We start from the raw sequence: 21,339 nt of genomic DNA, 5'->3' as shown, positions 1-21,339 counted from the left end.
TTTTATCTCCTGAAACCTCATTTATTTACAAATTTAATTGTTTGGTTTCACGAGTTCCCACAGTTGCAGATCACGCTCCGCTTCACCGATCTGTGCCTTGTTACTGGCTGGAACAAAGGCAGAATTGGTGAGTGTGGGGGCAGACACCATGGCGAGGATGGCCAGAGCGATAAGGCCAGAGATAAGCCCGAATTCAATTGTCGCACTGCCCAGTTCTCGCTGGAACAAACCTCGCAGGATGGAGAGCATCAGATCACAACTTTATTGTTATAGTTGTGTGTGATGCTACTCCTTGCAGCTAAACCTTAGATTGATTGAGGCACTCAACTTGTTTGGGTTTTCGGGCTTTCCCGCTAAGGTTTCATCAAGAAATAATCCGCTTAGTAGCCAACTTCCAAGTCTACGAGGTTCTCCAAGGCCTCCCCACTCTCAAAGCTCTTGATTTGCTTTACGACGTACTCTGAAAGCGCCTGCGGGTCGCTTTCGGCGGCAACATGTGGGGTGATGATGCAGTTTTTCTGTTTCCAGAGCGGGCTCTCTTCCGGCAGAGGCTCAATAGCAAACACATCGAGACTTGCGCCTTTGAGTGTGCCAGACGTCAAAGCTGCATCAATCGCGATTTCGTCCTGCGTCGCACCGCGACCTGCGTTGATGTAGACAGGACCACCAAGCGCTCCATTTTGCGATAACATGGCAAGTCGATCTGCGTTAATCAGTTTATGAGTTGCTGGCGTAGATGGCAGAAGGTTGACCAGAATATCCGTGCGGCTCAGGAATGCTTCCAGCTGGTCTTCACCGGCAAAGCTTTCAATGCCTTCAGCCGTTTTCAACGTGCGGGACCAACCTGCAACGTTGAAACCGAGTGATTTGAGCGCTTTGGCGGAATCCAATCCCAGCTCTCCAAGCCCCAGAATGCCGACACGAACATCTTTTGCAGCCCATTGCCTGTGGCCATGCCAAACGCCCGCTTCTTGTTGAGCCGCGTACGTCAGGTGTTGGCGATGGTGGAGCAATGTTTGGAAGACGACCCACTCGGTCATGCGACTGGTCAGGTCCGGATCAACGATGCGCACGAGTGGAAGCTGTGGAAGCTCTTGCAGAGAGGTGAGATGGTCAACACCTGCGCCCAATGAGAAGATTACTTTCAGGTTCGGCAGAGCAGCGAAAACAGCTGGGTCTGGTTTCCATGCAAGCAGATACTCTGCCTTTTCCGGCTCGGAGACACCGCCATTCCAGCCTTCGATCTTTCGGTTGGGCAGGAGTGCTTGTAGCCGGTCGATCCACTCAGCTTCGTTGAAGTTTTTGAGAGACAAGACCAGGTTCATAAGGCACTCCATTTTCAAGTGTGTTTTATCCGAGGATCAGCGAGTAATCTTCGGCACTGCGCAGTCATATATCAATTACGCAGTTCGTTTTATTAAGAGTCGACAAAATCAGCAAGCTGCTGACGTTTTCGGTCGACGACCAAGCGGGTTACATCCGGTCGGCTGTAGTGACCGGTTGGGTCGAAGAGTTGGCGCTCAGCACGGACCATGGCGTGATCCAGCTCTGCGGTGATCAGAATCTCCCTGCCCACTTGCGGCTCCACAATCCATGAGCCATCCGGCGCAGCGATGCAGGAACCGCCATCAGCGAGGAACTCACTGCTGCCTTCAAGGATTTCAGCGAGTTCCGGCGTATCCTCCGGAAAATCTGAAGCCCGCATGAGGCCGGAGACAGAGAGTGTGTAGCTTCTGCTTTCCTTTGCCACGAAGCGGGTTGGGTCTTCCGTGTTTCGCAAACCACCCGGCCAGACAGCTACATGCAAATCTTCGCCTTGCGCATACAGGGCAACACGGGAAAGCGGCATCCAGTTTTCTGCGCAGTTAAGGCCTCCAACGGTGAACCGGCCTAGTGGATGCACCCGCAAGCCGTTGCCATCACCCGGTGCCCATGCAAGGCGCTCCGCATAGCTTGGTTGCAGCTTGCGATGGACTGATCCGATCTCTCCGTTTTGATCAATGTAGACCAGCGTGCAGTAGAGGCTGTGGCCGCTTCTGTTCGCCGCCCGCTCCATCACACCGAGGTAGATGGATATGCTGTGTTTCTTCGCCATGGCGCAGACTGCATCGAGGTGGCCTTCCTCAATGACGACGCCTTGATCCAGAAATCGCGCATACATGGCTTTTTGCTTTGGGTCGTTGAACCGTGCTCCATCTGTTCGCTCGATCCAGAAGGGATACCCCGGCACAAGTGTTTCGCCAAAGGCCACGAGTTGGCAGCCCTGTTTGCCCGCCAACTCCACCGCATCCAGTACCTTTTGCAAGGTCGCTTCTCGCTTCAGCCAGACCGGTGCGATCTGCGCGAGGGCCACTTTGATTTTGTCTGATGCGGATGGGTTTTGCGATGTATGCGTAACTTCCAAAATTTCCATGGCTTAGTACTCAGTATGCAAGGTGAAGATCAAAAAGAAGCCCGGCAGGGCCGCAAAGTCCAATGTCGTTTGAATGACAAGATTTTGCCGTTCCAGATCTTAATCTTACTATGAGGCAGGTTGGTCTGTAGCGGGTTGCTTCTCTCAACTTCACTGAAATTTTTGAGAGAAAAACTGGGCTACTTTACGTCCTGCCTCACTCTTTACTCCTGAGTATTTAGTTTCATTCAGCGTCGATGAAATCAGCCAGTTGCTGGCGTTTGCGATCGACGACCAAACGTGTCACGTCCGGGCGGCTGTAGTGGCCGGTCGGATCGAAGTTCTGGCGTTCACCACGTACCACAGCATGATCCAGCTCAGCCGTGATAAGCACTTCTTTGCCGACCTGAGGTTCAACGACCCAGGAGCCATCCGGTGCGGAGATACAGGAGCCACCGTTTGCGAGGAAGTCATTGCTGTTTTCCAGAATTTCGGCGAGCTCCAGCGTGTCTTGCGGGAAGTCTGATGGACGCATGAGGCCGGATACTGAAATCACATAGCTTCTGCTTTCCTTCGCAACGAAGCGGGTTGTGTCTTCCGTGTTGTGAAGTCCGCCCGGCCAGACAGCAACGTGGAGGTCTTCACCTTGTGCATACAGAGCAGCGCGAGACAGAGGCATCCAGTTTTCGAAGCAGTTGAGGCCACCAACAGTGAAGCGGCCCAGCGGATGCACGCGCAGGCCGTTGCCATCGCCCGGAGCCCAAGCAAGACGCTCTTCATAGGTTGGTTGCAGCTTGCGATGAGAGGAGCCGATTTCACCGTTCTGATCGATATAAACCAGTGTGCAGTAAAGGCTGTGGCCGCTTCTGTTGGCCGCGCGCTCCATCACACCAAGATAAACAGCGATGCTGTACTTCTTCGCGATTGCGCAGATGCCATCAAGGTGGCCGTCTTCGATCACAACGCCTTGCTCAAGGTACTCGGCGTAAATCGCCTTTTGCTTTGGGTCGTTGAAGCGGGCACCGTCAGTGCGTTCAATCCAGAACGGGTAACCCGGCACCAGAGCTTCGCCAAAGGTGACGATCTGGCAGCCTTGTTTGCCTGCGAGTTCTACCGCATCTGCCACTTTTTGCAGTGTTGCTTCACGCTTCAGCCAGACCGGAGCGATCTGAGCGAGAGCGACTTTGATTTTATCAGATGCGCTAAGGTTTTGTGTTGTATGTGTTGCTTCTAAAATTTCCATGGGGTTCTACTCAGGTTGCGAAAATGTCAGAGTCACTGGCGAAAGCTTTGAATTCAAGAGCATTGCCCGAGGGATCTTTGATGAAGAAAGTTCCCTGCTCTCCCGGCTGCCCCTGAAACCTGATCTTCGGTTCAAGCAGCCATTCAATTCCTTCATGCGCTTTCAGGCGGTCTGCTAAAGCCAACCATTCATCCATTGGCAAAACAACGCCAAAGTGAGGAACGGGGACAGCATCGCCGTCAACTACGCCAGTGACTCCGATTGAGATTTGCGATTTATCGCGAAGGTGAGCGGACATCTGGTGACCGAACAGGTCAAAATCGACCCATTTGCCTTCCAGCTCACGGCCTTGTTTGCACCCAAGCACGCCCATGTAGAACGCTTTGGTCTGCTCCAGATCATCAATTGGAAATGCCAGATGGAATGGATGCGCCATGATCAGCCTCACCTTACTTTCAAACTTCATTACGCATTCAGATGAGAGAAGCGGAAGCACTATCTGAAGTACGTTCTATACCTAAAACTCATGTTGGAGTTGTTTTAAACTGCCTAAAATCTCATGAATAGGCCAATGACAGTCACATAGACATGAGTTAAACTCATATTATGAGCCGACACAATCTTTCGATCACCTCTCAAATCCTATCTGTGCTGCCTGTTTTTGACGCTGCTGCGCGTCATGGCAGCTTTACGCGGGCGGCCAGAGAACTGGGCATTACACAGGGTGCTGTTTCGCGGCGCATTCAGAGTTTGGAGGAGCAGCTTGGGCTTGTTCTGTTTTCCCGGCAGGGGAAGACACTGGCGCTGACGCAGGATGGATTGCTGCTTAGCCAGAAAGCGAAGAATGCACTGAAGCTGGTTGAGGATCTGGAGCATGAGCTGAAGGGCTCGGTCTCAGGTCAGCTGCGCATTGGCACTTTGCCGTCTCTGGCTAACCTTTGGCTGATGCAGAGGATCAAAGGTTTCACAGAGGCCTACCCTGCTATCAGCATTGATCTTGTCACGATCCCAGCGGATTTTTCTGCTGGGCACAAAGACCCCGTCAACTGGGATCCTTCCAGCGTGGATGTGGCGCTTACTGTTGGGCGGGGTAGCTGGTCTGCGCTAGAGAGCCATCATATCTGCGATGAAGAGATGGTTTTGGTGTGCAGCCAAAGCCTTCTGGGTGATGTGCAACCGGAGAGCCTGCAAGATGTCCTTGGTTTGCCGCGGCTCATCCATTCCACTCGCCTTGGTAGCTGGGAGTATTGGGCGGAGGCGCATAAGCTTTCCAGCTATTTGCCGGGAGATACCTCCCTCTCTTTTGAGCACTTCTTTATGGTGTTGGAGGCGGCGCGTCAGGGGCTTGGGCTTGCACTGCTCCCCTCCCTCCTGATTGAGAAAGATCTGGCGGATGGCACTTTGATAGAACCGGTTTCCGCTCGTCATGTAACGGGGAACGCCTATTACATGGTGGGAAGCTCAGCAGCGTGGCGGCGTCCGGCAGTGGCGGCGCTACGGGACCATCTCGCGCAGGTTTCCTAGAGCTTATCTGCGATCGAACTGAAAGGGCGATGGCAGTTCATCATCAGCCAGATGGGTTGTTTGTGGTGCTTGCGATGCAGAGGACGTAACCGGCTCACTCGCTTTGCCACCCAGTTGCATTTCATCGATCTTGCGGGCGCGGTTGCTGATCTTATCGCCAGAGATCATGATCTGGTCCAGATCCTTGTTGGTCTGGGCGAAGTGGTTTTGCAGTTTGGAGACGCGCTCTGTCAGCCGACCAACGTCCAGCAGCAGCTTGCCAACTTCCGCCTGAATGAGATGGGCTTGTTCGCGCATGCGTGCATCTCGCAGTACGGACTGGATCACCTGCACGGCCAGAACCAGCAGGGATGGTGATACGATCACCACCCGCAGACGGTGAGCTTTCTGGGTCAGGTCTGGAAAGCCCTCGTGGATTTCAGCGAAGAGGCTTTCAGAGGGCACGAACATGAGTGCCGTGTCCTGCGTTTCACCCGGTAGCAAGTATTTGCCTGCGATATCTTCAAGGTGTTTGGAGATATCCTTTCGGAAACGGTTAGCAGCTTCTTTCAGCTCTGGCTTGGTCTCAGCATCCTTGATGGCTGCAAACGCCTCTAACGGGAACTTGGCGTCAACGACCAAAGGCGGTGCGCCCGTTGGCATATGGATCAGGCAGTCGGGGCGTGATCGGTTGGAGAGTGTACTCTGAAACGAAAAGCTGGTTGGCGGCAATGCATCGTCAATGATGGCTTCCATGCGACCTTGTCCAAACGCGCCGCGAGACTGCTTGTCATTTAGCACCATTTGCAGGTCCGTCACCTGCCCGGCCAACTCACCCATGGTTTTGTTGGCTTTATCGAGCAGAGCCATCCGCTCCTGCAGTCCCGTCAGGCTGGCATGGGTTTGGCGATGGGTTTCCAGAACAGAGGCACCCAGCGTTTTGCCGAGGCCATCCAGACGGTCATTCACCACACGCATCAGGTCTGACTGGCGGGAGCCAAACACCTCTGCCATGGTTTGCATGCGGCCGGTCATCTCCCCTTGAGAGCGCACCAGTTCTGCCAGAGCAGCTTCCGTATCCGCAGCCTGTTTTTGCTCCAGCGCCGATGTAACGCGCACCCTGTTCAATTTTGCGCGTAAACCCATGATCCAGATGAGCAGCAGCAAGAACAAAAGACCGCCACCAATGATGGCTGCCTGAATGTATGAGAGGGTGAATGCACCGTATGTGAAGACCGTCTGTTCCATGAAACAAACATAGAACACTTTGCAAGCCCGCGATACCTCTCAGCTTTCTTGGATGCACTGCAACCCACATCCTTCAATTGATGGGGAGCCCTCTTAAAAACCTCTAGCCAAAAGCCTATAGTCAACGACTTGGCAAAGTTCCTATAAGAGGATATGAAGCCAGAACATCAATGTCAGCCGGCCTCATGTTGAGCATGACAGCTTTGCAACGAGAACAACTTCAAAAGTAATTATGACGATTCGCGAGATTAAATTTGTCCCGGAAGCCTGCCTTCGTGAGAAGTGCGCTCCGATTGAAGACATCAACGACGAAATCAGAACACTTGCCGACGACATGCTGCAGACCATGTACGACGCGCCGGGCATTGGCCTTGCTGCGAGCCAGATTGGTGTGATGAAGCGCATGTTCGTTCTGGATGTTGCAGAGCGCGAAAGCGAAGAAGACGACAGCGTCGAAAAAGAACCGATGGTTTTCATCAATCCTGAGATCACCTGGTCTTCTGAAGAGAAGAACACCTATCAGGAAGGCTGCCTTTCCATTCCTGGGATTTATGAAGATGTTGAGCGCCCTGCTGAGGTTCGCGTCTCCTTCCTCAACATCGAAGGTGAGAAACAGGAAATTGAAGCTGGCGGCCTGCTGGCAACCTGTATTCAGCACGAGCTGGACCACCTGAACGGCGTATTGTTCATTGACTATCTGTCTCGCCTGAAGCGTGACCGGATCGTCAAAAAAATGATCAAGCAGCAGAAGCAAGCCTGATCCACCTGGCAATGCATTCAGATTAAGCGGCTTCTGCGGAGGCCGCTTTTTTATTGCGTTCCTCCCAGCGGCAAGAGGGGCTGTTTCCCACGCATCTTTGCTGGAAAACCGGTTTCCACTTGCCGGAGATAGGCTATAAAGCAGCAACACAAAAATTACAGCAGGCAGGTCAGCTATGTCATTGCGCGTCATCTTCATGGGTACTCCCGATTTTTCCGTCCCAACTCTGATTGAGATTGTTGGGCAAGGTTGGGATGTGGTTGCCTGTTACTCGCAGCCACCACGCAAAGCCGGACGCGGCATGGAGCTGAAGAAGACACCGGTGCATGAAGCTGCTGAGAGCCTTGGCATTCCTGTGTTCACGCCGACCTCTTTGAAGAGCGAAGAGGAACAGGAACGGTTCCGCTCTTTTGAAGCAGATGTGGCTGTTGTGGTGGCCTATGGTCTTCTGCTGCCGAAAGCCATTCTGGAAGGTACCGAGTACGGCTGCCTGAATGGTCATGCCTCCTTGCTGCCACGCTGGCGCGGTGCTGCACCGATCAACCGTGCGATTATGGCAGGTGACAAAGCCTCTGGCATTCAGGTGATGCAGATGGAAGAAGGGCTGGATACAGGCCCAGTATGCATGTCTGAAACCGTTGCGATCACTGAGGATATGACTGCTGGCGAACTGCATGATCGCCTTTCCGGCCTTGGTGGCGACCTGATGCTGCGTGCGCTTTCTGCGCTGTCTCGTGGCGGCTTGGGTTCTACGCCTCAGTCTGAGGATGGCGTGACCTATGCCAAGAAAATCCAGAAGAGCGAAACCCGCATTGACTGGTCTCTGCCGGCAGAGCAGGTGCACAACCATATTCGCGGCCTTTCTCCTTTCCCAGGTGCTTGGTGTGAGATGGAACTGGGCGGCAAGAGCGCTGAGCGTGTGAAGATCCTGCGCAGCAGCCTTGCTGAAGGTTCTGGCACTGCTGGCGAGGTTCTGGTTGCAGAAGAAAGCACGCTGACCGTTGCGTGTGGTTCTGGTGCAATCAAGCTGGTTCAGGTTCAGCGGGCAGGCAAAAAGGCCATGTCTACCGATGAATTTTTACGCGGCTCTAAGCTTAGTGCTGGAGACAAGGTTTCCTGACCCACCTTAATCAGATAGGCTTTTCTTAAGAGACACAAGAACACACGGAGGCGACATGGTTGAAGTCCAACAGTTTGGAGTGGATCAGGTTGATCTCCGTGGGCCAGAAAAGAAAGATGAACCTGCGATCCTGTCGCTGCTGGTTCGGGCATTCGGGCAGAGCAATGAGGGTCGTCTGGTTGAGCGGCTTCGTGGTTGCGGCGCTCTGGTTCTGGAACGGATTGCGACGGATACTGATGGCAATCTTCTAGGGCACCTTGCCTTCTCACGGGTGACTGGCACTGGCGAAGGTCATCGGCTGAAGATCAGCTGCCTTGCACCGGTTTGCGTAGAGCCAGCTGCCAAGAACAAAGGCGTTGGTACCAAGCTTATTCAAGCAGCGCTGGATGAGTTGCAGGGGTTGGGTGAAGATCTTGTCCTCGTGCTTGGTGCGCCCGACTACTTCAACCGTTTTGGCTTTGACAATGAGCTGGCGAAGAAGGTGCAAGGGCCGTATGCGGGGCCCATCTTCATGGCGCTGCCATTTACGCAGGCGGGGCGTGAGGAGCTTCCTGTTGAAGTGACCTATGCTACGCCATTTCAGGAGTTTGAGTAGGTTCCGTTCCAGCCTTGTCACGAGGTCTGGTCTTGCTCATTCAAATCTGATAGTACAGCGCGAAATTTCCGATGCATCCTGCGGGCGTTCGCCTGTGCCACTCTGCACGGGCTGAACAGCCTGCCGCTCAACCTTTGCAAAGAACAAGAATGCCGCGCTACAAAATTACCATTGATTATGACGGACGCCCTTTCGTTGGCTGGCAGCGTCAGGACAACGGCCCAACAGTTCAGGGTGTGATTGAGCGCGCGATCAAGTCTTTCACAGGTGAGACAGTGACCATTGGTGGCGCTGGCCGCACGGACTCAGGTGTTCATGCAACGGGCCAGGTGGCGCATCTGGATCTTTCCAAGGACTGGCCAGCAGAAACCGTGAAAAATGCGCTGAACTTTCATGCGCAGCCGGACCCTGTTGCTATTCTTGATTGTGAGAAGGCGGGGCTTGGCTTTGATGCGCGCTTTTCTGCCATCCGCCGTCATTACCGCTACAAGATTGCCAACCGTCTTGAGCCTCTGACGCATGACCGTGGCTTGGCCTGGTATGTGAAGCCGGAGCTTGATGCAGAAGCCATGAATGAAGCGGCACAAGTGCTGCTGGGGCATCACGATTTCACGACATTCCGCCATACGCGATGTCAGGCGAAGAGCCCGTGGAAGACCATGGAGCGCATTTGCGTTTATCGTCAAGGCTATCACGTATTTCTGGAATGCAGCTCCCGCTCGTTCCTGCACAATCAGGTTCGCTCTATGGTGGGTAGCCTGCGTCTTGTGGGCGAAGGCCGCTGGACCAAGGATGATCTGAAAGCGGCGTTGGAAGCATGTGATCGCAAGGCATGTGGACCTGTTGCGGTTCCTGAAGGGCTTTACCTCACTCAGGTGGACTATCGCACGCCAGAAGAGGATGAAGCGTCTTTCCTCGCCTATCAGGATAGCCTGAAGAACGTTGGTGCTGATGAAGCGCCAGCGGATGAAGAAGACTAGGCTACTTTTCCCGACAGCTTAAAAAAGGAAACCGGAGGCCGTCCTCCCCCGGTTTGCCGATTTACTTTGCGTCTTCGAAGGTCACCACACGCTTGTAAAGGTGCCATGTGGTGTGGCCCAGCACTGGCAGTGTGACCAGCAGACCGATGAACGCAGGGATCATGGAGACCATCAGGATTGCCGTGATGAGCAGTCCCCATCCAACCATGACCACAGGGCTTCCAGTTACGACCTTTACGCTCGTGATCATCGCGGTGACAAAGTCCAGTTCCGTATCCAACAGGATTGGAAAAGAGACCACGCTGACAGCAAACAGCAGGACTGCAAAGAACGCCCCCACAAGATGGCCTGCCGCAAGGAACAGGAGGCCGTCCGAGGTTTCAAAGATCGTCTGCGCGAACTGCACAAATGTGCCGTAGCCTTGCATCCCTAAGAAGAGTGCCAGTAGCAGGTGGACTTTAAACATCCATAGGAACTGGATGAAGATCACCACAAAGGCCATCCAGGCGATCTCACCACGCCGTTGCTCCCACATCAGAGTGAACAGGCCACTCATACGTGGTGTTTCCCCTGCCTGTAACCGTCTGGAGACTTCATAGAGCCCAAGCGCTGCAAATGGCCCAAGCAGCAGGAAGCCGCAGGCCAGCGGGTAGCTGATGTAGCTCATGTCCACCCAGAACGAGAGCAATGTAACCAGTATTCCGCCGATCATAAAGAACGCGCCGAAGGTTAAGCCAATAACCGGCGTTTTCACAAAGTCCAGAATTCCAAGCTTTAGGGAGCTTGTTATATCCTCCAAAGTAACCTGACGAACTATTGGTTTCGCCAGCTTGTTCTGCGGGTTTTGTGCACCCGCAGGTACAGTCAGATGATTGTCTGACATCCGTCCCTCCCAATTTTCCTCCACGTCAAGTGTGCGCGGAAACTTAGGTGAGCGCTACTGAAAATTTAAAGGGGCAGGCGAAAAACTGGTTTGATCAGGCAAACAGCCGGTCAAACGAGGCGCTGATCAAGATGGAAAGCACCAGATCCAGCACAACAAGACCGATTGAAATGGAGAATGTGCACCCGCCAACAATGCGGGCGATCTGGAATCGGTACCACAGCACCCAGCCGACAATCGGGAATGTCAGCATGATCAGCAGAGCAGACGGGATCAGCCCTGCCAGATAGAACAGATTGAGGAACGTCTGTGGCAGCAGAATGAGCAGTGTGCTCCAGTTTCTGACGATGATGTAGGGGCCGTAGTTGCGTCCCAGACCCAGAGATCCAGCCAGAAGACCGACGACGATCGGAAAGGCAATCCAATCCACGAACAGCGAGATGGTTTTGCCGGTATAGAACTGAGCACCAGTTGCAACAACTTCCGTCGCCTCTGGTCCCATCGCGGCCTGATGCTCAAGCATCAAAGCCTGCTCGGAGATCAGAGACAGGAAGTAAAGGGGCAGCAACAGGAAGATGACCAGAAAGGAGCGCCAGAAGCCGTCGGCAGACAGATCAAACTGCTGCACCGCTTCTGCCTCACCCTTCATGATCCTCCAGGATGCAATGCAGGACTGGCGAATTTCCTGAATGCCAAGAGCCATCACACCATCCTGTTCCTAATCAACTCAAGCCTGAAAGTAGTCTTGCAGGAAGCGGAGGTAGATGTCGGCGAGTTGCTCGATATCCGCCACTGCGACGTGCTCATCGACCTTGTGCATGGTCTGACCAACAAGGCCGAACTCAACTACAGCACAGTAGTTCTTGATGAAGCGTGCATCTGAAGTTCCGCCACCGGTGGACAGCTCCGGCGTGCGGCCTGTAACTGTCTTGATGGAGTTGGACAGGGTCTGAATCAGCGCTTCGTCATGGGTCAGGAAGCTGTCGGTTGCTTCCTTGGCGTACTCAATGCTCCAATCAAGACCTTCTGGCGCTGCATCGCTCAGAAGTTTGGTGACGTGCTCGCTCAGAGATTTGACGGACCACTGATCGTTAAAGCGAATGTTGAACTTCGCCATTACGTGCGCCGGAATAACGTTGGTTGCTGTGTTGCCAACGTCGACGGTGGTGATTTCCAGATTGGATGGCTGGAACCGCTCGTTGCCTTTGTCCAGTTCCACCTCAGCCACTGCACTCAGCAGTTTGAGCATGCCCGGAACTGGGTTGTCTGCCAGATGCTGATAGGCCACATGGCCCTGTGTGCCGTTGACTTTAATTGTGCCTGTCAGGGAGCCGCGGCGTCCCACTTTGATGGCATCGCCCAGAACATCCGGGTTGGTTGGTTCGCCAACAATACAAGCATCAAACTCATGCCCTTGCTCTTTGGCCCACTCCAGCAGTTTCACAGTGCCGTTGATTGCAGGGCCTTCTTCATCACCAGTGATGAGGAAGGAGATCTGGCCCGGAATTCCGTCTGGATGCGCTTTCACATAGTCCAGAGCAGCGGCTGCAAACGCTGCTACACCGCCTTTCATATCTGCCGTTCCACGACCGTGCAGCATGCCATCTGCGATGGTGCCGTCGAACGGGCCATGGGTCCATGCGGCTTCGTCGCCTACTGGTACAACATCGGTATGCCCTGCAAACACGAAGTGCGGTTTGCCTTTGCCGATGGTGGCAAACAGGTTCTCGACGTCCGGTGTATCTTCATCGGTGAAGGTGACACGGGAAACATCGAAACCAGCGCCTGCAAGCAGGTTTTCGAGCGTGGAAAGAGCACCGCCTTCAGCTGGGGTGACACTTGGACAACGGATAAGGTCGCGGCAGATCTGTACCGCAGGAGAAAGCGTATCAGTCATGCTCAGAGATTTAGCTGTGCTGTGCCAGATGGTCAATCACGAGTTGCCAGCACTTCGTGAATTTCACTGGCCTATAACACCGCAAAATCTCAACAGAGACACTTACTTTTTGGGTTTAATCGGGCGGCTGTTGGACGTTGGACCGTACCTGTTCGGGCCTTCCTCGCTTTTCAGGAAGCCAACGACGATTGGCACAAGCAGATTGAGGAAAGGCAGGAACAAGGTCAGCGCCACAAATCCCGTGATTCCACGATCCTGCAGACGCTTGATCACAAGCATAAACATCATAAAGTTTGTGAGGAGGATCAGCGGAAACAACAGCGGGTTTGTTGCCAACATATCGTTGTAAACCTGCGCCAGTGTGAGATCTACTGCATCACTTTCGTTGTAAGTCAGCGAGCCAGCAGTCACGCTTATAGCAATGTACATCACACAGAAGATCAGCGCGATTGCGAGCCAGTATACGCCTTTGGAGATTCGTCCAAACGGGTTGAAAAACAACCAAAACAGGTTTGTTTTCGGGCTATTTTGCTCTGGCATTATCTGATCACTTAAAGCAGCTGCCTTTTGGTTAAGCGGCTGGGCTGCTTTAATCCCTCATGTTCTTGCGTGTTGTTATCCGAAAACCGTTCCCCACCTTACGGGAATACGCTTTAAGAAATTTCAGTTCGCAAGGATGTACGCATAATGTGAGCTGCTTTCAAGAGGGAGGCAGCCGCAAGACACAAGTGGCGGGGAAGATAATCTCCCGCCACGGTATAAAATGCATGTTTCAGAGTGTGTTAGCCTGTCAGGAACCGACAGTCACAGTATCGAGATATCCGCTGAGTGCCTTGGTGCAGTTGGTGCCCAAATCTCCGACAGCATAACCGCCTTCCATCACGAACAGTGTTGGTTTGCCCAGTCTGGCGATGCGGGCGCCTATTCTGGAGAAGTCATCTGTCTTCAGTTTGAACTTGGAGATCGGGTCTTTCTCATAGAGATCCATGCCAAGGGAGACAATGATCACGTCCGGCGCGAACTTCTCGATGCTTCGGCAAGCATCTTCCATGGCTTCGGCCCACTCGACCCAGGAGGTTCCATGTGGAAGTGGGTAGTTGTGGTTGTACCCTGCTCCTTCTTTCAGGCCACGCTCGTTGGCATGGCCCAGGTAGTAGGGAAACTCCACTTTCGGGTCCGCATGGATAGACAGGAACTGGACGTCGGCCCGGTCATAGAAAATCGCCTGTGTTCCATTGCCGTGGTGGTAGTCCACGTCGAAAATCGTGACCTTGCCTACGCCCTGATCGCGCAGATGCTGGGCTGCGATTGCGGCATTGTTCAGGAAGCAGTAGCCACCATAGAGGCGGCGGTGGGCGTGGTGTCCCGGAGGGCGGCAGAGCGCGAATGCGGAGTTGTCGCCGGAGAGGAGCAGGTCTGCCCCGGTCAAAGCCGTTTCTGCACTCTTGCGCGCTGCAGTCCATGTGTGAGCCCCCATGGGGGTGCCTGCATCAAACGAATAGAAGCCGAGCTTGCCATCAATCTGATCGGGGACGATATCGTGTCTGAGGCCATGGACTGGCCAGACAAACGGGAAGACTTCCTCTTCAGTGCGCCCTTCTGCCAGCCAGAGCTGCCAGAAATCCAGCAGGAACGTGACATAGTCCGCGTCATGGACTTTAAGGATCGGGTCCAGAGAAAAATCGTTGGGAGCAAGAACCTCTCCGAACTGCGCTTTCTTGATGTGCTCAAGAACGATTTCGGCGCGAGAGGGTATCTCGTTGGCAGGTACCAGTTTCCCATCCGAGATTTCTTTGGTCGGGGCATGCAACAGCTGATCAGGCGAAAAGATAGTCTTCACTGTTATCGTCCTTTACAACGCCTGATGTGCTACTCTCCTCAGCACATCAGATGAAACGGTATTCTGTTATTTGCAGGTAGTGCTCAGTTGGTTGAAGCGTGGAACACGCAAACTCCTCGTGGTTTGGGCTATCAGGCCAGCATTGAGGCTCAAGGCACAGGCCAGCACGTGGGCCATAGTTTTTGCCATTGAAGCCCGGAACTGGTGTATTCAGCGAGCTGCCATCGTAAAACTGAATGCCCGGCTCGGTTGACCAGACTTCCATCTTAATTTGAGTTTCAGGCTCAAACACGACAGCGGACAGCTCTGGCTTTTCCAGACGGAACTGGCGAAGGCAGAAGTTGTTGTCAAAACGGTTGTCCTGCTCATCCTGGATCTGACGCATTTCGCGGAAATCGTAGGCGGTGCCAGCCACATCAACGATTTCTCCGGTTGGGATCAATTCATCGGAAACTGGCAGATAAGAGCGGGCCGGGATCATGACCTGGTGTTTTGTCACATCTTCATGATCACCCAGATTGAAGTAGCTGTGGTGCGCAGGGTTCAACAGGGTCGGCTTATCTGTGGAGCCGGAAAACTCGATGCGCAGCGTGTTGTCTTTGGTGAGGGTATAGCGGCATGTGATCTGGACAGTGCCCGGATAGCCTTCTTCCCCATCCGGAGATTCCAAAGAGAGCAAAACGCTGTCTTCGCTGGCTTCTTCGATGGTCCAGATGCGGTGGGCAAACCCTGTGTGTCCGCCATGGAGATGGTGACGTCCACCTTCATTGACGGAGAGTTGGAACTCGTCATCGCCGATTGAGAAGCAACCATTTGTAATGCGGTTGGCGCAGCGGCCTGCGGTGGCGCCCATGTGTGGGGAGTGAAGTTCGTAGTCGCGCAGATTGTCGAAGCCGAGCGTTAAGTCACGATCTCCCAGTTGCAGTCTGCGTACTGTGGCTCCGTAAGTGAGGATGCTTGCGGTCAGATCTCCGCCGTGCAGTGTCACTTCCTTCACAGTTTCCCGGTTTTCCAGCTCACCGAAATCACGAATAGCCACTGCTTTCCCTTTCAATTGCAGACCTGCCTCCCCCTCAGGTCACCGTTTCACTACCAACCTCCTATGAAACGAGAATTAGTACAAGCAAGACAAAAGGATACCGCCCTTTGCAGGGCTGCACGCAGCAGGATTTATTTTTTTGCTTATCTTGGTGTAATCACAAGCTCTTTGTTGCCGAGTGTGATTTTGCCAAGCCTGTTCAACGCAGACATCCCTAAAAGCACCTGCGAGAGCGCTTCATCTTTAAGGATAAGACTTTTAACGTTGCGTATATGAATTGAGCCCAAATAGAGATTTGAAATTGAGGCTGTTGCACCAGAGGTGATGCCGTTGGCGGTGCGCACTTCGACAGTGAAGTCTTCGTTGCGGACACGGATGCCAGCTTTACGGGCGATACTGTAAGGAATAGCGAGCAGACTCGCGCCAGTATCGATCAGGGCCTCGGTCTTATGACCATTGATCTTGATGGAAGCCATGAAGTGGCCATTGGCGGCTTTTCTGATCCGGGTCGTGCGCTTGGTTGTCTTGGTCGGCTGAGCGTCAGGCTTAGGTTCGTGAACCTCAACAACACCCAGCAAACGCTCTTCCAGCACCTTTGGTACGATCAGTGCGGCGCAAACAACAACAACCATGACCCAGATATATCGTTGCACGTGCTCCCCCGCTCCCTTTGGGCAGCATAGCATCCCGGTCTTTCGCCGTGTTCAAAGATCGTTCAGCGTTTTGCCCATTACTTTTCATAGGTATACAGCCGAGCCGAAGAGAAAGGCAAGAATTCTAATTAAAAACCGAAGAATTCCGGAGATCTACCTAGTCATCAAGTACAGGCGATCGCAGCGGCAAATTCTGTCAGGCGGGTTCTGTTGAGGCGACCATTGACGCGGACACCGCTGCAGACATCGACACCGTATGGCTTCACAGTCTCAATCGCCTCGATAATATTCTGCGGTGTAAGGCCTCCAGCAAGGAAGACAGGTACATCCAGCTTCTCAACGATGTGACGGCTTAGGTCCCAGTTGTGGGTTCTCCCAGTTCCACCCAGTTCATTCTCCGAGGGGCGACCAGAATCGAGCAGGACAGCATCAGCAACGCGTCCATATTCCTGTGCGATTTCAAAGGAATATTCGTCTTCGACGTGAACAACCTGAACGATGCGCGTGCTTGCAGGGAGATCAAGACGTAGCTCCTGATATTCGCCGGGGTCGATTGGGCTGACGATCTGGACTGTGTTGGTTCCGCAGGTCAGCACATGTTCGACAATTTCCCGTGCTGTCGTGCGGGATGTGAGGAGCCAGGTGGCGACGGCAGGTGGGATTTGCCGGGCGATATTGAGAATGAGATCATCCTCGATCACACCGGGGCCGGAGGGCATGTGCGCGACAAGACCGACAGCATCGGCACCGCAGGCAACAGCTGTAGCTGCTTCGCCGGATGTTGAAATACAGCACACTTTCAGACGGGTACGAGCATTGTTTGGCATTCCATCATCCCCTTCTGCGTATCGCCTTTAAACGGCATGCACCTCATAAGGGACGAATACACAGTTTTGCGGTGCGTATCGTCTCCGGTATTTCTGTCTGTATTTCTTGAGTGTCCCTACAAGAAAAAAGCGCCAGACCTGAGGTCTGACGCTTATAAACCAAGAAAGTTTATTTTGTACCGTACATCCGGTCACCGGCATCGCCCAGGCCCGGTACGATGTAGCCCTTCTCGTTGAGCTTTTCATCGATGGATGCGGTGTAGATCGGCACGTCCGGGTGCGCTTCGTTGAAGCGTGCAACACCTTCAGGAGCTGCCAGCAGACATACGAACACCATGTTCTTCGCGCCGCGCTTTTTCAGGCGCTCAACAGCGGAGATTGCGGAGTTTGCAGTTGCGAGCATTGGATCAACAACAATCACCAGACGCTCGTCCAGTTCCTGTGGTGCCTTGAAGTAGTATTCAACTGCTTCCAGGGTCTTAGGATCACGGTAGAGACCGATGTGCGCAACACGAGCGGATGGGATCAGTTCCAGCATGCCTTCCAGCAGGCCGTTACCAGCGCGCAGGATGGATGCGAAGCAGAGCTTTTTACCAGCCAGAACAGGTGCTTCCATTTCAGCGACAGGCGTGTCGATGGTCTGGGTGGTCATCTTCAGGTCGCGTGTTACTTCGTAGCACAGCAACAGAGAGATTTCGCGCAGCAAGCGGCGGAAGTCCTGCGTCGGAGTTGTTTTTCTCCGCATGTGGGTCAGCTTATGCTGGACAAGCGGGTGTGCGATTACGGTTGCGCCGGACATCGTGTTCCTCTTTTTCAACCCTGTCGGGTCTTTTATGTGCACCTGCCGTTTGTCAGCATGTACATGGCAGTGCGTGTCTTATGTTCGGCACCCGATATGGCCGGGTGCAATTGATTTCAGGTTATAGATCAAAAAACCGTTCCATCACTGATAATCATCAGGGGTGGAGATCCATCACCTCGTTTTTCAAGGGCAATCTGTCGTCCTGCTGCCCAGGAACCACCTTCCAGTACACATGCCAGAGGAAGCTGGTCCCGAGAGACAGACAAATCTGCCCGAATCCAATCGGCGAGCTTATCGAGGAGAGCGATCGTCAGGGCTCTCCATTCAACAACCAGCTCGCTACTTACTTCGTGCTTGTTCAAGGACTGTTGTGGGTCTTTCAGGCGCAGCACGCCTGTGTCCATAAACAGTCCACCGTTGCGATACTCAGCAAGGCCGGTCAAACCATCAATGTTTGCCATCTCAATACCAGCCCACGAGAGAGGTTCAACTAAAGAATAGGCAATCCATTGAGAAAGTTTGTGAAGAGGCACCAGATTGTCTGTTTTGTCCTGAGCTGTGACCTTTGAGTGGCGCCAGGTATCGCCCAGGATCACACCATCAATCTGCTCACGGTTGGGCCAGATCGGTCCCAGACCATCCAGAACCACTTCCAGAATGCGCTCAGCATCCAGAGGTCCGCTTTGCCCTTCTTCATAGAGGACATCGAACAGCCCGCCCGGACGTGGCTCATCTTCCTTGCCAAACAGATCATCACGGAGAGAGACGGCCTCCCCCAGACGGTTCAGCAAAGACAACCGTCCATCCAGCCCAATGAGCTGGTTCTTATCTGTGACCTGCAGACCTTCTGCGAGTTCGTCTTTGTCCAGACGGAACAATGTGACAGCATCTGCCCGAAGTGGGTCCAGCGGTTCATCGGAGAAGAAGCCGGCGGAGAACATGGCCAGTGAGCCGATTGCCAGACCTTCAGAATGCCTGAACGTCTCGCCAGTGATGGCTTCGCGGTACTTCCAGTTTTCGCCTGCAGCGGCATCGAGCAGAGCTGAAACAATCGCCAGATCGAATGCGGCGCGGCCCATGCCTTGCACGTCTGAAAAGCGGCGCGCACCGGCCAGCATGGCCCAACGGTCGATGCCACCGGTTTCAAAATGGCGCCAACGCGCATGAAACGGGATCTGCCTGTCAGGATAGCTGTTATCAGTTGCTGCCAGCGTTCTGCGGGCTGCTTCTGCAAGGTGCGAGAGATCAACGGCAAAGTGCTCAAGTTCGCCCTGCAATCCCAGCTCCAAAAGCATGTGTGAGCGTTCACGTACAGCTTTTGCGTTGAGCAAGGACAAAGCCTGCGATGCTTGCATCTCCATCTTCGTCGTTTCCTGTCGTTTTGCCATGTGAGGCCCGAAAGCACTCGTGTTTCTGGTTTGCCGGAGTAGGCCTTATGCAATATCAGCCCGAAGCCTAAAATGCCCCAGTGGCCTACACTATAAAGCCCGCACCTTTTTATGGAGGTACGGGCTTTTTTCAAGCTACGCTCTGAGGTTTTGAGCATAAGAAACCCGGCTATGCCAGTTTTCCCGCTTATGCACACTCAACTCAAGCAAAAACTCATGCTTCTTCAGTTAAAGTGTCCAAACGCTTTAGAAGAACAGCACGGGTTTCCTCATCCACGAAGGCTGCTTCCAGCGCGTTCTTCGTGATGGATTTCTGGATGTCGCGGGTCCACCCAAACACACGAGAGGTTTCCACGTATTCGTGGCCCAAGGTCGTGTGGAAGAATGGCGGATCATCGGAGTTCAGGGTGATGCGGACACCAGCCTGACGCAGCATGTTCACCGGGTGGAAGCGAAGGTTGGAGTAAACACCGAGCGCGATGTTGGAGTGCGGGCACACCTCAAGGGTGATTTCCTCATCCACCAGACGCTGAACCAGTGCTTCGTCTTCTACAGCGCGGACGCCGTGACCAACACGGGTGATCTTCAGGTAATCTAGTGCATCACGGACGCTTTCAGCACCTCCGAACTCACCCGCGTGTGCGGTAAGGCCCAGGCCTGCTTCGCGCGCCATTGCGAAGGCTTTTTCGAAGTCCTTTGCCGGACCGATACGCTCATCACCTGCCAGACCGAAACCGGTGACCATTGGGTGCGGGTTGTCGATGACGGCTTTGATTGCGCCTTCAACGGACTCAGCACCTTCATGGCGTACACCAAGTGGCACAAGGCGACCTTCGATGCCGGTGTCTGCTTTTGCGCGCTCAAGGCCAGCGACAAGGCCTTCCAGATAGGACTGGTAGCTCAGGCCAGCTTTGACAGCATGGTCCGGAGAGATGAACACTTCCGCGTAGATCACGCCTTCGGCGGCCAGCATTTTGTAGTAGGTTTCAGCGAGTTCTGCGTAGTCGCCAGGGCGACGGAACAGGGATGCGGCTACATCGTACTGCTGAATGAAGGTGGTAAAATCATGCCAGCTGTAGGCTCCGTTGGTGTCGAACAGATCACCCAGATCTACATCATAGCGTTGAGCCAGCTTTCTTACGAGCGTTGGAGGTGCAGCACCTTCAATATGACAGTGCAGTTCAGCGCGTGGCACCACATTCTGCTTTGGTCTCATTTCTTAAAATCCGTGCATTGGCTTGTCTTTAGCCCGAACAATCCAGTTATCGTCCGACCACTTTGCTGTACCGTCTACCATATGAACTGCATAGGCGTGACGGGATTTGTCAGAGCGGTTCGGAGCTGACTTGTGCGGCACCAGTCCGTGAAGGATGACGAGGGTTCCTTTCGGGGCGACCAACGGTGCAGCGTCTTCCTCAGATTTTTCGAGTGGGGTTTCGTCTAGGGTTTCCATCACGAGGGCTTCGCCGTTGTAATGGAAGCGTTTGCGCAGTGGCCCTTTGTGGCCGCCTGGAACGCCATACAAACCACCATTGGTTTCATCCGCATCTTCCAAAGCGAACCAGAAGCCTGTGCAGGTCAACGGCGCTGTGTGGAGGAAGGTGGAGTCCTGATGGTTGTTTACTTCGCCACCAATGTGCGGTGGCTTGAAGATGTACATGGACTGCGCGAGCAACGGCTCTATCAGTCCAACATCTTTTGCAACACGTTCCATCTTGGGGGAACGTGAGAACTGTTCAAACACCGGGTCGTAATCATGGAGGGCGTGGCCCACCTTGTTCAACGCCTGATGCTTGTCCTTTGTCAGAGCACCGTTTTCATCAAATGCCTCAGCCTCAAAGAAGAAACGGATCTTATCGCCGCTTTCGCGGAAGTAAGCGTCCTTCGCATGGGATTGGGCATTGGTTTCGAAAACGGACGCAACCGATGACGGGTCGAATTCGTCGATCAGTTGGTTCATGCGTGCTTTGAGCTGATCGCATTCTTCTGGAGATGCAAATCCTTCAAGAACGAGGAAGCCATCTTCTTCAAACGCCTTCTTCATCTCCGGCGTTAAGCTTCCATCTTGCTGTGCAGTAAACTTGCGAGCCTGCATGCTGCATTCCCCTCTAATGTAACACGACGGATGCCTCTCCCTGCATCCTTACCATTTGCAAATCATAGGCAATT

General features: G+C 53.6%; 23 protein-coding genes. 5 read left to right on the top strand and 18 right to left on the bottom strand.

The window, feature by feature from the left end; all coding sequences use genetic code 11:
* Positions 1–33 precede the first annotated feature (33 nt).
* The 5 genes from PJE062_RS22745 to PJE062_RS22725 form a co-directional block, all read right to left on the bottom strand.
* Positions 34–249, bottom strand: a complete 216-nt coding sequence (locus tag PJE062_RS22745) for a Flp family type IVb pilin (protein ID WP_008552504.1) — start codon at positions 247–249, stop codon at positions 34–36.
* A gap of 131 nt (positions 250–380) precedes the next feature.
* Positions 381–1,325 (bottom strand): glyoxylate/hydroxypyruvate reductase A, encoded by a 945-nt coding sequence (locus PJE062_RS22740; RefSeq protein ID WP_008552410.1) that lies wholly within the window; start codon positions 1,323–1,325, stop codon positions 381–383.
* Positions 1,326–1,417: 92 nt separating this feature from the next.
* Positions 1,418–2,413 (bottom strand): carbon-nitrogen hydrolase family protein, encoded by a 996-nt coding sequence (locus tag PJE062_RS22735; RefSeq protein ID WP_008552285.1) that lies wholly within the window; start codon positions 2,411–2,413, stop codon positions 1,418–1,420.
* A gap of 223 nt (positions 2,414–2,636) precedes the next feature.
* Positions 2,637–3,635 carry a carbon-nitrogen hydrolase family protein gene (locus tag PJE062_RS22730; RefSeq protein WP_008552408.1) on the bottom strand — a complete coding sequence of 333 codons (999 nt, stop codon included), beginning with the start codon at positions 3,633–3,635 and terminating at the stop codon, positions 2,637–2,639.
* Between the two features lie 10 nt (positions 3,636–3,645).
* Positions 3,646–4,101: a VOC family protein gene (locus PJE062_RS22725; protein ID WP_008552354.1), complete on the bottom strand. Its 456-nt coding sequence runs from the start codon at positions 4,099–4,101 to the stop codon at positions 3,646–3,648.
* A 140-nt stretch (positions 4,102–4,241) separates the two neighbouring features.
* Here PJE062_RS22725 and PJE062_RS22720 point away from each other — a divergent pair, with 140 nt between their 5' ends.
* Positions 4,242–5,159: a LysR substrate-binding domain-containing protein gene (locus PJE062_RS22720; protein WP_008552465.1), complete on the top strand. Its 918-nt coding sequence runs from the start codon at positions 4,242–4,244 to the stop codon at positions 5,157–5,159.
* A gap of 3 nt (positions 5,160–5,162) precedes the next feature.
* Here PJE062_RS22720 and PJE062_RS22715 read toward each other — a convergent pair whose 3' ends face one another.
* Positions 5,163–6,404 (bottom strand): DNA recombination protein RmuC, encoded by a 1,242-nt coding sequence (locus PJE062_RS22715; protein WP_008552447.1) that lies wholly within the window; start codon positions 6,402–6,404, stop codon positions 5,163–5,165.
* Between the two features lie 214 nt (positions 6,405–6,618).
* On the opposite strand from PJE062_RS22715, the gene def reads away from it, so the two are divergent.
* The 4 genes from def (at position 6,619) to truA (ending at position 9,841) form a co-directional block, all read left to right on the top strand.
* Positions 6,619–7,146 carry a peptide deformylase gene (def, locus tag PJE062_RS22710; RefSeq protein WP_008552325.1) on the top strand — a complete coding sequence of 176 codons (528 nt, stop codon included), beginning with the start codon at positions 6,619–6,621 and terminating at the stop codon, positions 7,144–7,146.
* A gap of 181 nt (positions 7,147–7,327) precedes the next feature.
* On the top strand, positions 7,328–8,266 hold the full coding sequence (gene fmt, locus PJE062_RS22705; protein WP_037038097.1) for a methionyl-tRNA formyltransferase: 939 nt from the start codon (positions 7,328–7,330) through the stop codon (positions 8,264–8,266).
* Positions 8,267–8,321: 55 nt separating this feature from the next.
* Positions 8,322–8,861 (top strand): GNAT family N-acetyltransferase, encoded by a 540-nt coding sequence (locus PJE062_RS22700; protein WP_008552321.1) that lies wholly within the window; start codon positions 8,322–8,324, stop codon positions 8,859–8,861.
* Between the two features lie 149 nt (positions 8,862–9,010).
* On the top strand, positions 9,011–9,841 hold the full coding sequence (gene truA / locus PJE062_RS22695) for a tRNA pseudouridine(38-40) synthase TruA (protein ID WP_037038068.1): 831 nt from the start codon (positions 9,011–9,013) through the stop codon (positions 9,839–9,841).
* Positions 9,842–9,902: 61 nt separating this feature from the next.
* On the opposite strand, the gene PJE062_RS22690 is transcribed toward truA, so the two are convergent.
* The 12 genes from PJE062_RS22690 to PJE062_RS22635 form a co-directional block, all read right to left on the bottom strand.
* Positions 9,903–10,724 carry a DUF2189 domain-containing protein gene (locus PJE062_RS22690; protein WP_008552355.1) on the bottom strand — a complete coding sequence of 274 codons (822 nt, stop codon included), beginning with the start codon at positions 10,722–10,724 and terminating at the stop codon, positions 9,903–9,905.
* A 94-nt stretch (positions 10,725–10,818) separates the two neighbouring features.
* Positions 10,819–11,427 carry a hypothetical protein gene (locus PJE062_RS22685; protein WP_008552467.1) on the bottom strand — a complete coding sequence of 203 codons (609 nt, stop codon included), beginning with the start codon at positions 11,425–11,427 and terminating at the stop codon, positions 10,819–10,821.
* Positions 11,428–11,451: 24 nt separating this feature from the next.
* Positions 11,452–12,621, bottom strand: coding sequence for a succinyl-diaminopimelate desuccinylase (gene dapE / locus PJE062_RS22680; RefSeq protein WP_037038094.1), 1,170 nt, complete (start codon positions 12,619–12,621; stop codon positions 11,452–11,454).
* A gap of 102 nt (positions 12,622–12,723) precedes the next feature.
* Positions 12,724–13,161: a DUF805 domain-containing protein gene (locus PJE062_RS22675; protein WP_008552419.1), complete on the bottom strand. Its 438-nt coding sequence runs from the start codon at positions 13,159–13,161 to the stop codon at positions 12,724–12,726.
* A 250-nt stretch (positions 13,162–13,411) separates the two neighbouring features.
* Entirely contained in the window at positions 13,412–14,461 is a 1,050-nt protein-coding gene (locus PJE062_RS22670) for a histone deacetylase family protein (RefSeq protein WP_008552390.1), read from the bottom strand.
* Between the two features lie 46 nt (positions 14,462–14,507).
* Positions 14,508–15,500, bottom strand: coding sequence for an aldose epimerase family protein (locus tag PJE062_RS22665; RefSeq protein WP_037038092.1), 993 nt, complete (start codon positions 15,498–15,500; stop codon positions 14,508–14,510).
* 143 nt (positions 15,501–15,643) lie between these two features.
* The gene (locus tag PJE062_RS22660) at positions 15,644–16,153 is read right to left on the bottom strand and encodes a TIGR02281 family clan AA aspartic protease (RefSeq protein WP_208609125.1); all 510 of its coding nucleotides are present in this window, start codon (positions 16,151–16,153) and stop codon (positions 15,644–15,646) included.
* Positions 16,154–16,317: 164 nt separating this feature from the next.
* On the bottom strand, positions 16,318–16,980 hold the full coding sequence (locus PJE062_RS22655; RefSeq protein WP_008552456.1) for a phosphoribosylanthranilate isomerase: 663 nt from the start codon (positions 16,978–16,980) through the stop codon (positions 16,318–16,320).
* A 169-nt stretch (positions 16,981–17,149) separates the two neighbouring features.
* On the bottom strand, positions 17,150–17,779 hold the full coding sequence (gene upp, locus PJE062_RS22650; protein ID WP_008552496.1) for a uracil phosphoribosyltransferase: 630 nt from the start codon (positions 17,777–17,779) through the stop codon (positions 17,150–17,152).
* Between the two features lie 128 nt (positions 17,780–17,907).
* The gene (locus PJE062_RS22645; protein ID WP_086005235.1) at positions 17,908–19,170 is read right to left on the bottom strand and encodes a DUF1688 family protein; all 1,263 of its coding nucleotides are present in this window, start codon (positions 19,168–19,170) and stop codon (positions 17,908–17,910) included.
* A gap of 214 nt (positions 19,171–19,384) precedes the next feature.
* Positions 19,385–20,386: an adenosine deaminase gene (locus PJE062_RS22640; protein ID WP_008552500.1), complete on the bottom strand. Its 1,002-nt coding sequence runs from the start codon at positions 20,384–20,386 to the stop codon at positions 19,385–19,387.
* Positions 20,387–20,389: 3 nt separating this feature from the next.
* Entirely contained in the window at positions 20,390–21,265 is an 876-nt protein-coding gene (locus tag PJE062_RS22635; RefSeq protein ID WP_008552329.1) for a phytanoyl-CoA dioxygenase family protein, read from the bottom strand.
* Positions 21,266–21,339 lie beyond the last annotated feature (74 nt).

Source organism: Pseudovibrio sp. JE062 (genome assembly GCF_000156235.1).
Taxonomy (GTDB): domain Bacteria; phylum Pseudomonadota; class Alphaproteobacteria; order Rhizobiales; family Stappiaceae; genus Pseudovibrio.
The sequence above is the reverse complement of the archived record's forward strand: the minus strand, read 5'-3'. Positions and strand labels throughout refer to the sequence as shown.